The organism is Streptomyces sp. NRRL S-495 (assembly GCF_000966955.1).
GTDB classification, from domain to species: domain Bacteria; phylum Actinomycetota; class Actinomycetes; order Streptomycetales; family Streptomycetaceae; genus Kitasatospora; species Kitasatospora purpeofusca.
In genome coordinates this window covers 1-1144 of the sequence record NZ_JZWY01000035.1, presented here as the reverse complement: position 1 = coordinate 1144, position 1144 = coordinate 1, and the positions used below count along the sequence as shown (strand labels likewise).

The 1144-nt window shown below is 67.6% G+C and carries 1 protein-coding gene; it reads left to right on the top strand.

From position 1 onward, the window contains the following. Positions 1-1144, top strand: a 1144-nt coding sequence (locus VR45_RS02885) for an acyl-CoA dehydrogenase family protein (RefSeq protein WP_063772397.1), incomplete at its 5' end; no start/stop codon positions are given.

The window sequence follows — 1144 nt, the reverse complement described above, 5'->3', positions numbered from 1 at the left end:
GGACTTCGATCTCTTCCGGATCTCCGAGGAGCACGGGATGCTCCGTGAGGCGGTGCGTTCGCTGGCGGAGGCGAAGATCGCTCCGTTCGCGGCGGAGGTGGACGAGCAGGGGCGGTTCCCGCAGGAGGCGTTGGACGCGTTGCAGGGCAGTGACCTGCATGCGGTGCATGTGCCGGAGGAGTTCGGGGGTGCGGGGGCGGACGCGCTGGCGACGGTGATCGTGATCGAGGAGGTGGCGCGGGTGTGCGCCTCGTCCTCGTTGATCCCGGCGGTGAACAAGCTGGGTTCGTTGCCGGTGCAGTTGTCGGGGTCGGAGGAGTTGAAGGCGAAGTACCTGGGGGCGTTGGCGCGGGGCGAGGGGATGTTCTCGTACTGCCTGTCGGAGCCGGAGGCGGGTTCGGACGCGGCGGGGATGAGGACGCGTGCGGTGCGGGACGGGGACTTCTGGGTGTTGAACGGGGTGAAGCGCTGGATCACCAATGCGGGGGTGTCGGAGTTCTACACGGTGATGGCGGTGACGGACCCGGAGAAGCGCTCGAAGGGGATCTCGGCGTTCGTGGTGGAGAAGGGCGACGCGGGGGTGTCGTTCGGTGCGCCGGAGCGGAAGTTGGGGATCAAGGGGTCGCCGACGCGTGAGGTGTACTTCGACAATGTGCGGATCCCGGCGGACCGGATGATCGGTGCGGAGGGGACGGGCTTCGCGACGGCGATGCGGACGCTGGACCACACGCGGGTGACGATTGCGGCGCAGGCGTTGGGGATCGCGCAGGGGGCGTTGGACTACGCGAAGGGGTATGTGCGCGAGCGCAAGCAGTTCGGGAAGCCGATCGGTGACTTCCAGGGTGTGCAGTTCATGCTGGCGGACATGGCGATGAAGCTGGAGGCGGCGCGTCAGTTGACGTACGCGGCGGCGGCGAGGTCGCAGCGGGGGGACGGGGACCTGACGTTCTTCGGGGCGGCGGCGAAGTGTTTCGCGTCGGACGCGGCGATGGAGATCACGACGGACGCGGTGCAGTTGCTGGGTGGGTACGGGTACACCCGGGACTATCCGTTGGAGCGGATGATGCGGGACGCGAAGATCACGCAGATCTACGAGGGCACCAACCAGATCCAGCGCATCGTGATGGCCCGCAACCTGCCGTAG